The sequence below is a fragment of the Algorimicrobium echini genome (assembly GCF_900115185.1).
In the GTDB taxonomy this organism is placed as follows: Bacteria; Bacteroidota; Bacteroidia; order Flavobacteriales; family Flavobacteriaceae; genus Algorimicrobium; species Algorimicrobium echini.
In genome coordinates this window covers 279,645-291,298 of sequence record NZ_FOVN01000003.1, presented here as the reverse complement: position 1 = coordinate 291,298, position 11,654 = coordinate 279,645, and the positions used below count along the sequence as shown (strand labels likewise).

The 11,654-nt window shown below is 31.8% G+C and carries 13 protein-coding genes; all 13 read left to right on the top strand.

Annotation, left to right across the window (positions count from 1 at the left end; all coding sequences use genetic code 11):
• On the top strand, nucleotides 1–481 hold a 481-nt coding region (locus BM239_RS10065), incomplete at its 5' end, for a DUF2750 domain-containing protein (RefSeq protein ID WP_245758226.1).
• Between the two features lie 77 nt (nucleotides 482–558).
• Nucleotides 559–987 (top strand): hypothetical protein, encoded by a 429-nt coding sequence (locus BM239_RS10060; RefSeq protein ID WP_245758225.1) that lies wholly within the window; start codon nucleotides 559–561, stop codon nucleotides 985–987.
• A gap of 148 nt (nucleotides 988–1,135) precedes the next feature.
• Nucleotides 1,136–1,816, top strand: a complete 681-nt coding sequence (locus BM239_RS10055; RefSeq protein WP_092208144.1) for a hypothetical protein — start codon at nucleotides 1,136–1,138, stop codon at nucleotides 1,814–1,816.
• A 154-nt stretch (nucleotides 1,817–1,970) separates the two neighbouring features.
• The gene (locus tag BM239_RS10050; protein WP_143094912.1) at nucleotides 1,971–2,798 is read left to right on the top strand and encodes a CPBP family intramembrane glutamic endopeptidase; all 828 of its coding nucleotides are present in this window, start codon (nucleotides 1,971–1,973) and stop codon (nucleotides 2,796–2,798) included.
• Between the two features lie 139 nt (nucleotides 2,799–2,937).
• Nucleotides 2,938–3,684, top strand: a complete 747-nt coding sequence (locus BM239_RS10045) for a DUF6090 family protein (protein WP_092208140.1) — start codon at nucleotides 2,938–2,940, stop codon at nucleotides 3,682–3,684.
• A gap of 163 nt (nucleotides 3,685–3,847) precedes the next feature.
• A complete protein-coding gene (locus tag BM239_RS10040) occupies nucleotides 3,848–4,651 on the top strand; it encodes a DUF6090 family protein (protein WP_092208138.1) in 804 nt (267 codons plus the stop codon).
• Nucleotides 4,652–4,821: 170 nt separating this feature from the next.
• Complete coding sequence (locus tag BM239_RS10035; RefSeq protein WP_092208136.1) at nucleotides 4,822–5,571, top strand: DUF6090 family protein; 750 nt, start codon at nucleotides 4,822–4,824, stop codon at nucleotides 5,569–5,571.
• 151 nt (nucleotides 5,572–5,722) lie between these two features.
• Nucleotides 5,723–6,448 carry a DUF6090 family protein gene (locus BM239_RS10030; RefSeq protein WP_092208134.1) on the top strand — a complete coding sequence of 242 codons (726 nt, stop codon included), beginning with the start codon at nucleotides 5,723–5,725 and terminating at the stop codon, nucleotides 6,446–6,448.
• 153 nt (nucleotides 6,449–6,601) lie between these two features.
• Nucleotides 6,602–7,717, top strand: a complete 1,116-nt coding sequence (locus tag BM239_RS10025) for a serine hydrolase domain-containing protein (RefSeq protein WP_092208132.1) — start codon at nucleotides 6,602–6,604, stop codon at nucleotides 7,715–7,717.
• 55 nt (nucleotides 7,718–7,772) lie between these two features.
• Nucleotides 7,773–8,534, top strand: a complete 762-nt coding sequence (locus BM239_RS10020) for a DUF6090 family protein (RefSeq protein WP_092208130.1) — start codon at nucleotides 7,773–7,775, stop codon at nucleotides 8,532–8,534.
• 75 nt (nucleotides 8,535–8,609) lie between these two features.
• Nucleotides 8,610–9,083, top strand: a complete 474-nt coding sequence (locus BM239_RS10015; protein ID WP_245758224.1) for a nuclear transport factor 2 family protein — start codon at nucleotides 8,610–8,612, stop codon at nucleotides 9,081–9,083.
• 192 nt (nucleotides 9,084–9,275) lie between these two features.
• Nucleotides 9,276–10,856, top strand: a complete 1,581-nt coding sequence (locus tag BM239_RS10010; RefSeq protein ID WP_092208128.1) for a phytoene desaturase family protein — start codon at nucleotides 9,276–9,278, stop codon at nucleotides 10,854–10,856.
• Between the two features lie 2 nt (nucleotides 10,857–10,858).
• Nucleotides 10,859–11,650 (top strand): hypothetical protein, encoded by a 792-nt coding sequence (locus BM239_RS10005; RefSeq protein ID WP_092208126.1) that lies wholly within the window; start codon nucleotides 10,859–10,861, stop codon nucleotides 11,648–11,650.
• The last annotated feature ends 4 nt before the right edge of the window (nucleotides 11,651–11,654 follow it).

Genomic DNA, 11,654 nt, shown 5'->3' with positions numbered 1-11,654 from the left:
CCGTTACCTGCAAGCTGAAAAAACTATGTTCCAAGATTCAATCGCATTGAAAAACCGACATCAGAAATTCATAAAGACAGTTTCTGAAAACGGAATAGTTTACGGACTGAAAAGTAAAAATGGGTTTGCAACATCAAGCTCAACGCAATTTGAGGACGATAATGGAAATCCAATCGGAATGATATGCTTTTGGGCTGAAAAGGTTCGAGCTAAAGCTTGTGCAAAAGACGAGTGGAGTAAATACAAAGTGACTGAAATCCCATTAACCGAATTCATAGAAAATTGGTGTGTTGGAATGCTTAATGATGGAATACTCATCGGAACTCAATTTGACCAGAATCTGTTTGGACACGAAGTTGAGCCATTAGACTTGATTTTAGAATTGACATCTGAATTAAAATCAACTGGAAAGGATTTGAACTTCAGCAAGTTTAATGGAATTGCCGACTTGGAAGACCAAGTAAAAGCAATAATTACGTAATGGAGTTAATTGGTAGAATAAATAGAAGAAGAATATATTACATCCAGATAAGAAATAACTCTGAATGGAAATCTTCATTGCCGAAAAACGATTGGGTTGTATTTACAATTGCCAATAAAGAAGATGAGGAATTAGTTCCGCCTGTAGTGAAAATTTGTATGGACAAAAATGTATCCTATACTTGTAGTGCTGGAACTTTAGCTCATTGGACTGAACAATATTTTGACGAAGAAATAACTGGACAAGCTTTAGATTATGAAATGCAGACTAAAAAAGAATTCGATTACGAATTTTCGCCAGTTACGACTGCACATCAAAATTTTAGTGAAGGATTCTGGTTTGCATCCACTTTAGCTCACGACCCATACAATGAAATAGACAAAGTTGTCTGCTTGGATTTTACTCACCGAAAAGTAAAAAAACATCTGACCGTATTGATTGACAAAATAAATAATGGCTGGTTACCGAGTGATGAGGAAATTGAACTGGCAGAATATGACAACTGAAAAAAGCCAGCAGGTAACAATGTGTATAATTCATTGCTAGTTAGAGCTTACTTACGAAAATTCCGCTGGAATTTTCTATCTGTGATTATTTAGTAACTTTAAAGCTTAAACACGCAACGAAATCATACACTAGACCGTTACAAAACATTTGAAAAAACTAATTACATCGATATTAATTATTCAAACTTCTTTTTGTTTTTCACAAGAGAAATATGAATTTGACTATTCTATTGAAACCGAAATCACTTTTTATAAAGAGGATTCAATTAAAAAAAATGTTATCTATTTAACCAACTCAAAAGACAACAGCTATTTCGCTGAAATAACATCAAAAGATAGTTTGAATTTTAGAATTGTTTTTAGACATCATGATAAATTATACTCTGACGTTTTGGTATCAAAATCTCAACTAAATAAAGCTGAATTCATTAATATTAGTTGTGATGATATAAATTATAGAAAAAACAAGTATAAGCATGTTGCTAAAGAATATGACTTTTTTATACACAATGACACAATTATTAATGAAAAAACATATAAAGTTTATACGTTTCGAAGTATTTTGAAAAATTTAAAAAAGAGAATCAGAAATGGAGCTGGAACAAATCTCTATATAATAGATAATTCAACGAGTTTTCATTTGCCTTTATTAACTCATCCAACAGCATATGAAGATTGGAAATTAAATAATACTTTGCCTAATGGTATTTTTATAGAGAAAAAATATGTCAATGTCCTAGGTGAAGAACATAGTTCTGAAAAACTAATAAGCTATTATCAAATTAAAAAGAGTATAGTTGTTGAGAAAGACTGTAATGGCTCTAAATAACTTTTTGCAACAACGTGTTTAATTCACTGTTCGGTTCGTGTGTACTCGGAAAATTCCTGCTGAATTTTCCTATGGTTCGTTTTCTTTTACTAATTTAGAGCAAGCCAACACAACGAAATCACACACAACACGCTGGCACTTATTAGAGAAAAACATGAATAATAAAAAGACTTATATATTTTTATTAATTACCATTATTTGGTCTTGGACTTTTTGGGTTATCGGTCTAAATTATCTTACAGATGGAATCAACCAAGAATCAATTGGAAAATTTTTAATATTCTTTTTTACTGGCTTATATGGACCTACAATCAGCGGAATTGTAACAGCACTTATTTTTGATGGCCTGAAAGGTGTATTGAATTTATTTAAGAAAGTGTTTATTTGGAATATCCCCTTTAAATACTATTTATACATAATATTTTTGCCTATATTTTTTATTCTTATTGGAATTGGAATTTACAAAACATTTATTGGAGATATTGGGAGTTTTGACATAACAGCTTTTCTTTCTATTCCAGCGATACTATGGGCTGGCATATATGCTGGCCCTTTAGGTGAAGAACTTGGGTGGCGAGGTTTTTTATTACCCGAATTGCAAAAAAAACATACAAACTTAAAAAGTGCAGTTATAATTGGAGTAATATGGTTTATTTGGCATATTCCACTTTGGTGGGCACCATTTGGCACTTTAGTAAGTGGAGAATCAATTTCTTTTTTACCCGTGATTACATATTTTATTATGCTAATGTGTTTATCAATAATAATAACTTGGTTAGTGATTAATTCTAAAGGAAGTGTTCTAGTAGCCATCTTATTTCACTTGTCCATTAATGCTGGAATAGCCTTGTTGTTTTTTCCTGAATTAAATATGGATTTTAAGAAAATACATTTATTATCCAGTATTGGAATGATATTATTTACTGGAATATTGATTGCAAAAAATAAATTAAAAATAAGTACCAATAATGGCTATAAGTAATTGCTTGTTCTCGCCTACTTCTGAAAATCCTTGCGGATTGTCTGTTCGGTTTTTATCTGCCTGTAGGCAGGTTTGCTAAATTAGGTGCTTAAACCATATACAACAACCTATATGCTTCATTATAACCAAACAATAACCAATGATAAAATTCTTTAGAAAAATTCGCCGAAAACTACTCTCTGAAAATAAGTTCAGTAAGTATTTGCTTTATGCCATTGGCGAAATTGTTCTTGTGGTAATTGGAATTTTAATCGCCCTGTCTATTAATAATTGGAATAGCGAACGCATAGCTAATGAAAAGATGATAACCTATCTGAAAAACATAAGGGAAGACCTAACATCTGATACACTAGCATTTAGTAGCAGCATTGATTATTATAAAAACATTCTAGAATCTAAAAGCAGGTTGTTATCTCTTACTCAATACCAAAATATATCAACAGATAGTCTTTCCTATATAATTATACCAGAATATGATTACAATGCTGTAAATACTTCGACCTTCACTAAAATAACTAATTTAGGATTGTCTGAAATATCTAAAAATGATAGTCTTTCCAAAAAGATATATAATTATTATACAAATTATATACAGCACTTTAATGCTGTTATTAACTGGGAGGTTGAGTGTACACGTATTGAAGGTAACTATTGGTGGTATGGTCAAAATGAATACGAAATAAATGTGGTCAATACGTTTCCAAAATTTCAAGATGAAAGCGAAAATCGACAAAATTTAATAAAACTTATTACTAGTCCTAAAGGGAGAAATTATCTCACAATTGAATATTATAGAAAGCAAGCAGTTTTAGAGACGTATCGAGGAATGAAAAAGTTTGCGATTGAATTAATTGATGAAATAGAACAAGAATTAACGGTAAAATAAAATAACGAAAGCACAACAACCTGTATAGCTCATTGCGGCTGAATTCCTAATCGGAATTCATTGCAATTTGCTATCTTTTGGTTACAGCGGAAAATCATAGCTGATTTTTCGCAACGAGCCATAAACAAAACCGCTAGCTTTCATTATAACCAACCAATAACTAATGATAAAATTCTTTAGAAAAATTAGACAAAATCTGCTCTCTGAAAACAAATTCAGTAAGTATCTGATTTATGCAGTTGGAGAAATAATTCTTGTTGTAATTGGAATTTTAATTGCGTTACAGATTAATAATTGGAATCAAAATCGTCTTAATGAAAGTTTAGAATCCCTCTATTATAAACGCCTTTTAGATGATGTCAGAGAGGAAAAACAAATTCTTGAAGCGACTATTAATTATTCTAAACAAGTTATTTATCACGCCAAAAAGGCAATAGCGGTTTTCGAAAACTCTAAAGATGCTGAAATTAATCCTGTCGAAAATCTAATTGATATGTATCAAGCAAGTCAATTAGCTGATTCATATTCAGCTTCATCAACTTTTAAGGAATTAATTGCTTCTGGCCAAATTAATCTTATCCAAAATGACAGTTTAAAAACTGCATTGATTAGGTATTATGATACGGAATGGTCTGAAACAGGAGTGTTCATTCTTGAAAACAAGTATAGAGAGAATTTAAGAGGTAAAATGCCAGATGAGATTCAGACACAAATACGTTTAAATTGTGGAGATGTTTATTTAAAAAACGGCTATAGCTTTCTAATTAGTTTACCTAACGAATGTAGTATTGAACTCGATAACAAAATAGCAAAATCTGTTGTTGAAGAGTTACGTAAGGACGAGAGTTTAAAAAAAGATTTACGTTATCTTATAGGCAATGAAACAGGTAAAATAAATGATTTAAAACCAGTACAAAAACAACTCAATAACATTATTCTGCTATTAGAAGAAATTAACAATGATTAATACAAAATAACGTAAGCACAACAGTGGCTATAAGTAATTGCTTGTTCTCGCCTACTTACGAAAATCCTCGCGGATTTTCTATTCGGTTTTTATTTGCTAAATTAGGTGCTTAAACACGCCACTAATCATACACAAAACCGTTAGCTTTCATTATGACCAACCAATAACGAATGATAAAATTCTTTAGAAAAATTAGACAAAATCTGCTCTCTGAAAACAAATTCAGTAAGTATCTGATTTATGCAGTTGGAGAAATAATTCTTGTTGTAATTGGAATTTTAATTGCGCTACAGATTAATAATTGGAACGAGAAAAAAAATAACATAAATCAGGCCGAAAAACATTTAGAAACAATAAGCCTGAATCTTAAAGATGACATAATCCAAGCTGAAAAATTGTTGTCCGAAACACAAACTACCATAGAATACGCAAATGATTTTTTAGACCAGTTTAAAACGCTAAAACCTGTTGATAATAATATACAAATGTATCTGATTTATCTAATGTTTGAGCGTAATATCGAAATCAACGAAAGCGGATTAGAGGCACTTCTCAATTCTAATAGTATGTCATTTATTCATGAGAATCTTCAATCCAAAATATTAAATTATTACAGATATATCGAACAGTTAAAAAGTAGGGAACTAAACGCCAACACAGAAATTAAAACGATGTATGAACCTTATGTAAAAGAAAACTTTTATTGGATATGGAATAAAACAAATCCTTGGCATCGACAATCTGAATTTTATAAAGATGACCCACGAACTTCAGAAAATATTGATTTAAAAAGTGTAATCACAGATAAGAAACTTGAAATAAATGTAATGAATAGGAGATATCAATCTATGCTAATTGTTGATTTCTACTCTAACGCAATAAAACTTGCGAAAGAAATAATCTCTGAAATTGAAAAATAACGAAAAGCTAACACTGTGTATAATTAATTGCTTGGTTTTAGGTAATTTACGAAAATCCTCGCGGATTTTTTATTCGGTTTTAATTTGCTAAATTAGTTGCTTAAACCATATACAACAACCTATATGCTTCATTATAACCAAGCAATAACTAATGATAAAATTTTTTAGAAAAATTAGACAAAACTTGCTTTCAGAAGGCAAAACTGGTAGGTATTTAAAATATGCCGTAGGCGAAATCATTCTTGTTGTTATTGGAATTTTGATTGCATTGCAAGTTAGTAATTGGAACAAAAAAAGAATAGACTCTGGTTCTGAAAAAGAAGCTCTTTTTGATTTAAACACAGAGATAAAATCTAATATAAAGGCACTGGAAATAATAATAGCTGAACACGAAAAATCTTTGGTTGCAGGAAAGGAAATTAAATCAATGATAACTGACACTAATAAGCTAAATAGTATTTCCAATGATAGCTTGAAGACTATCTTAATTATTATGAATTATAATTTCACCTATGACCCTAAACTTGGTATTTTGAATTCAGTAATAAATTCAGGGAGAATTAACTTAATACAGAATAAAGAAATTAGATATATGTTGTCCTCAATAAATGAATTTATTATTGACGCAAACGAAGATACTAAAGTTATAGAAAAATTAAGAGGAGAATATTATTGGCCAATGATTGCATCAAAAAGAGAAATAATTGATTATAATATGCTCTCAAGGGACAACAAAAAATCTTTTCGGAATCCTGAATTTGTTTTTTGGGTTGATTTCATTACATCTGTTAGGCAATCAGGATTGGAAGAAGAGAGTGATTTATTGGAATTTCTTAAAAAAGTTAATATCGCAATCGAATCAGAAATAAAAAAATAACGAAAGCATAACAATGGCTATAAGTAGCTTGTCCTCGCTTACTTCTGAAAATCCTTGCGGAATTTCTATCTGTAATTTATTTGCTAAATTAGGTACTGAAATACACAACCATTAAATCCAAAACCGTTGCAATGCCAAAACAAAAACAACCAAATGAAGAAAATTTTTAAACCCATTTTGTTAGGATTTCTGTTTCTCCCTAGTTTGGTTTACACGCAATCTATAGAAACTAAGTTTCAAGCCATCATTGATTCCGTGTATGCCTCTAACCAAACATCTATTGGAATTATGGTGAGTGTTGAATCACCCGAACGAAATATTTCTTGGAGCGGAGCTATAGGGTATTCCAATCTAACTCCTAAAACAAAATTGGAACCAGACCAACCAGCTCTCATTGCCAGTAATACAAAAACCTACGTTTCAGCTACCATTTTAAAACTGGTTGAAAATGGAAAATTATCAATTAACCAACCTATCAAAGATTTACTAACAGCTAGAACAAGCCATTTATTTATACAGGGTGGATATAATGTAGATGCCATTCAAGTGAAACACTTATTATCTCATACCAGCGGTATAGTAGATTATGCCAATCAAGCCTACATGGATTTTATTAATGCTAATAAAACCTACCGTTGGACTCGTGATGAGCAATTAGAATGGGCCATAAATATCGGACCACCACTTGGTAAACCCGAAACAGTTTTTAGCTATTCTGACACCAATTACCTGTTGCTAACAGAAATCATAGAAAACATAACAAAACAGTCCTTCTATACTGCTATGAGAGCACTTCTTCAATATGAGTCTTTGGGCTTTAATAATACGTGGTTTCCAACCCTTGAAGATCAACCAGAAGGCACAAAACCATTAGCACATCAATATTGGCAGGAGTACAACTGGAATTCAACCAAATTAGATAATTCTGTCGATTTATTTGGAGGTGGTGGCATAGCTTGTACAACTCATGATTTAGCCTCTTTTGCTTACAAGCTCTTCAACAATAGCATCATTAAAGACACTTCGGTTTTAAATTTAATTTACACCAAAATTCCAATTAAAAATTCTGAACCCAGTCATTACTATTTTGGTCTGTCAGCTTACACCTATAATGGATTACATGCTTATGGACATGGCGGTTTTTGGGGCACACGCGTTTTGTATTTTCCTAAATTAAAAACTTCAATAGCTGTTTATGTGCTAGAAAGAGACAAACGAGGTTTGATAAATGAAATAATTGAAGACATGATAGGATTATTAAACAACTAAAAACGGCATACAATAAAACCAATCAATAACCTTTTGGCTTACTCCTTGAATAACCATGATAAAATTCTTTAGAAAAATTAGAATAAACTTGCTTTCAGAAGGCAAAACTGGTAGGTATTTAAAATATGCCATAGGCGAAATTATACTGGTGGTTATTGGTATTTTAATTGCGCTTCAAATAAATAATTGGAACGAAAACAGAAAAGATACCATTGAAGAGCAAGCCATATTAGAAAGTCTGTTTCTAAATTTATCACTTGCTAAAAAGCAATCAGAACTATTAATTTCTGAAGAAAACACCCTAAAGGAAAGACTCACACAGATTTTAGGAATCAACTCAAAACAATCTGAAATTCCCTTAAAAACAATTCCAGATTCCATTTTCAAGAGTGCTGCTTGGGATTTGCAAAGTGATCAACCCACATTTAATGGCTATAATAATTTAAAAAACACCAATAAATTAAGTTTGATAAAAAACACTAAAATAATTGAAAAACTAACCGATCTGGAGTTTCGCTTAAACAAACTCAACGATATTTTAGAAGACCGTTTAAGTGTTCATCAAATAAGGATTGATGACCTTTTAGAAAACAACATTAATTTCATTCCGTTGGTAAAAACCAACATACCAACTATTAATATTGAAAATGAACCTAAAAATAATTACTATCAGATTTTAGAAATACAAAGGGTGAGAAATTTACTTGGCATGAAATTAACATTCACTCAAGATGTTATTGACCGTCGGCACGATTTAGATCTTGAAATCCAGAATTTAATTAATTTAATTGCCCTAGAATTAGAAAACGAAAAATAACTTAAAGGCACGTTGCCAAATGCCAAACGAATCCTATTTGGTATGGTGTTTATAAACTATAAACAATAGATAATTATGAAAAATGCGACCATTTTACTGACTGGATTACTCATCGTAACAACCTTTCTGTCCTGTAAATCTAATGCTGATATAAAAGAATACACGCCTTCAAACAGCCAACTGTACCAAACAATTTTGGCTATGGACAAAACCTTCTTTGATGCTTACAATACTTGTAATTTGGAGACGCAAGCCTCTATTTACGCAGATGATATTGAGTTTTTTCATGATGAAGTTGGTTTAATGACTTCAAAAGCCGATTTAATAGAAGCTACTAAAAAGAATATTTGTGGGAAGGTAACTCGAGTGTTAATTCCTGGCAGTGTGGAAGTCTACCCGATAAATAATTATGGAGCTGTACAAATTGGATATCATAAATTTTATAATAACCAGGAACCTGATGCTGAATCTGTAGCCAGTAAATTTATTGCTGTCTGGCACCTAGATAACGGTAATTGGAAAATGACCAGAGTTATTAGCCTGCATTAATAAGTAGTGCCTAAACGCATTTGAGCTTCGCATTCCACTAAACTATTTACAGAACTAAAGTATTCCATATTTTCATTCCAAAACATCCTCCCAGTACTTGGCAAACTACTTTCTGCGACCTGTGAAAATTAATAACAAATATGTTTCTTAAAAATTCCCGTATTTATAGTATTTTGGTTGAAAATAAATTCTATGGTGCAATCCTATAAGCAAAAACCACAATTACAAGACGCATACGATACCATTATTATAGGGTCTGGCATGAGCGGATTAACAACGGCTGCCATTTTAGCCAAAGAAGGACAAAAGGTGTTGGTTTTAGAGCGTCATTACACGCCTGGTGGTTTTACACATATTTTTAAACGCAAAGGTTTTGAATGGGATGTGGGAATTCATTACATAGGAAATGTTCAAAGTGACGATAGTATTTTAAGAAAAATATTTGATTATGTAAGCAATCACGAATTGAAATGGGCTGATATGGGCACCGTTTATGACCGTATTATTATTGGCGACAAACCACATGATTTTGTAAAAGGTGTAGAAAACTTTAAAAAACATTTAGCACTATCGTTTCCAAAGGAAGAAGACGCCATAAACACGTATGTTAACACGGTTTTTAAAGCAGCTAAAACCAGCAGGAATTTCTATTTAACAAAAGCTATTCCACCCATAATAAATACGTTAATTGGTTGGTACTTAAAACGCCCTTTTTATAAATTTTCTGATAAAACAACCTATGAAGTACTGCGTTCTATAACGGATAACGAAGCATTAATAAAAGTTTTAACAGGTCAATATGGCGATTATGGGTTACCACCAAAACAAAGTAGCTTTTCCATGCATGCCTCTGTTGCTAGTCATTATTTTGAAGGAGGAAGCTTTCCAGTTGGAGGCTCATCGCAAATCGTTAAAACTATAGATCCGGTTATAGCTGCTTCAGGCGGTACGATTTTAGTAAGTGCCGAAGTTGAAGAAGTCGTTATTAAAGACAATAAAGCCATTGGTGTCCAAATGAAAGATGGTCATGTATTTACAGCTAAAAACATTGTTAGTAGTGCAGGGATTGTAACCACATACACCAAATTACTACCCGAAATCACCGTTAAAAAACATCAGTTAAATAAGCAATTACAACAGGTTAAACCCTCTGTAGCACACGTTAATTTATATTTAGGGCTAGAAGGCTCTCCCGAGGAACTCCAAATTCCAAAAACTAATTTCTGGATTTATCCAGAAACAGGTGACCATGATAGTTGTGTAAAAAGTTATTTAAACGATTTATCGCAACCTTTCCCTGTTGTATATATTTCGTTCCCTTGTGCTAAAGATCCCGATTGGTCCAATAGGTATCCTGGAAAAAGTTCCATAGATATAATTACCCTTATTCCATATGAAACCTTTGATGAATGGTCTGAAACCTCTTGGAAAAAAAGAGGTACAGACTATGAGGCTATTAAAGATGCTATTTCTAAAAGGTTACTAAAAGTACTTTACAAACATTTACCACAAGTTGAAGGAAAAATAGTGTGTCAAGAATTATCAACACCCTTAACAACCAAACATTTTACCAACTACCAATCGGGTGAAATTTATGGATTAGATCATAGTCCATCTAGATTTAGACAGCCATTTTTAAAGCCTAGAACGCCAATTAAAAACTTTTATTTAACAGGCCAAGATATAGCCACAGCAGGTATTGCAGGTGCATTATTTTCGGGTGTATTAACAAGTATTGCCATAACAGGTAGAAATATTTTGAGTAAAATATAACCATGCGCTACAACAAAAAATTACAATTTCATATAACGCTTTATACAGGTTTGTTGGTATTCTGGATGTTAACAAGTCAAGGTTTTGCGCAAGAAAACAATTATAAATTAGCAGAAGGATTTTATGAGCTTTCTGGTTTTGAAATGGCGGCTGGCCTGTATTTATTGGAAGATCAAACATTTTTCTACTTTGCTTCTTTCGGGAATGTGGATTTAAAAATATATGGAGTCTATACCATATTCAATTCTAAAAAAATCACCCTAAAACCAGATAACAATCTTACCAAACCATTCTATTTTTACGGTTATAAAAATCCCAATAAAACAAATAGCATTACGTTTTCCTACAAGCAACCATATGACCAAAAGGCTGAAAAACTGTTTATTGAAATGGACGGTAAACAGGCAAGATTTCCAGAATTCTCGTCGGAAACAGAAACAGTGTCTTTGTCTGTTAAATTACCCAAAGCGGAAATCATAAAAATAGGTTATAACAATCCTGAACAGCAAAATGCTTTTCAATATGACATATTAGAAACCGCAAAACTCCAAGACGGCATCAACGACATAAAAATTTTTCATAATTATTATGCAGAAATGACTTTTGGTGTTTCTAAAATGACATTTAATCTGGAAAATGGTAATTTAACAGACTTAAATAATTCCAACCAAAAAACGACTCACAAGCAAGAAATAAATCTAGATATTAAAAATCAAATATTAGCGTTTATTGCAGAGCAAAAAAGTAACACATCTATTGTTCGTGATGAGAAAGTTTACCAGAAATTAAATTAAAACT

Bases quoted from the DNA above. Each gene is read 5' to 3' on its own strand.
- BM239_RS10050 (WP_143094912.1), top strand. From the start codon at position 1,971: ATGAATAATAAAAAGACTTATATATTTTTATTAATTACCATTATTTGG.
- BM239_RS10045 (WP_092208140.1), top strand. From the start codon at position 2,938: ATGATAAAATTCTTTAGAAAAATTCGCCGAAAACTACTCTCTGAAAAT.
- BM239_RS10040 (WP_092208138.1), top strand. From the start codon at position 3,848: ATGATAAAATTCTTTAGAAAAATTAGACAAAATCTGCTCTCTGAAAAC.
- BM239_RS10035 (WP_092208136.1), top strand. From the start codon at position 4,822: ATGATAAAATTCTTTAGAAAAATTAGACAAAATCTGCTCTCTGAAAAC.
- BM239_RS10030 (WP_092208134.1), top strand. From the start codon at position 5,723: ATGATAAAATTTTTTAGAAAAATTAGACAAAACTTGCTTTCAGAAGGC.
- BM239_RS10025 (WP_092208132.1), top strand. From the start codon at position 6,602: ATGAAGAAAATTTTTAAACCCATTTTGTTAGGATTTCTGTTTCTCCCT.
- BM239_RS10020 (WP_092208130.1), top strand. From the start codon at position 7,773: ATGATAAAATTCTTTAGAAAAATTAGAATAAACTTGCTTTCAGAAGGC.
- BM239_RS10015 (WP_245758224.1), top strand. From the start codon at position 8,610: ATGAAAAATGCGACCATTTTACTGACTGGATTACTCATCGTAACAACC.
- BM239_RS10010 (WP_092208128.1), top strand. From the start codon at position 9,276: ATGGTGCAATCCTATAAGCAAAAACCACAATTACAAGACGCATACGAT.
- BM239_RS10005 (WP_092208126.1), top strand. From the start codon at position 10,859: ATGCGCTACAACAAAAAATTACAATTTCATATAACGCTTTATACAGGT.